The following is a 570-nucleotide window of genomic DNA, read 5'->3' as shown; positions in this document are numbered from 1 at the left end:
GCATCGGACAGCGCGGCATGGCCTTTTGGCGAACGGTAGAACGCAAACCACAGCGCGGCCCACAGGAAGCCGATGGCGCCAGTCACCACAAATGCAGACTGCCAGCCGTAACGCAGATGCAGGAAGACCACCAGCGGCGGCGCCAACATCGCACCCAGCGAGGTGCCCGAATTGAACCAGCCGACGGCGACGGACTTTTCCTTGTCCGGAAACCATTCGGCCACCGCCTTCATGCCGGACGGAATGGCCGCGGCTTCGGTCAGCCCCATCAAGGCGCGGAAACCCGCCAACGACAGCCAGCCGGTGGCGCCCGCATGCAGCACGCCGGCAAACGACCACAACACACCAAACAGTGCAAAGCCGATACGCAAACCGACCAGATCAACGATAAAGCCGCAGACCGGCTGCATGATCGTGTAGCCGACCTGGAAGGCCGCCACCACGTAGGAATACTGCTGGGTGCTCATCCCCAGCTCGCTCTTGAGGGTGGGCGCCAGCACGCCCAGCGAGTTACGCGCCAGATAGTTGACGATCGTGCCCAGGCACACCAGCACGATGATCCACCAGCGC

The 570-nt window shown here is 63.3% G+C and carries 1 protein-coding gene; it reads right to left on the bottom strand.

Annotated elements, in window-relative coordinates; genetic code table 11:
• Positions 1 to 570, bottom strand: a 570-nt coding sequence (locus H0241_RS35305) for an MFS transporter (protein ID WP_181062297.1), incomplete at both ends; no start/stop codon positions are given.

Origin of the sequence: Mesorhizobium neociceri (assembly GCF_013520985.1) — a bacterium.
Lineage (GTDB): Bacteria > Pseudomonadota > Alphaproteobacteria > Rhizobiales > Rhizobiaceae > Mesorhizobium > Mesorhizobium neociceri.
This window is presented reverse-complemented; position numbering and strand designations above follow the sequence as displayed.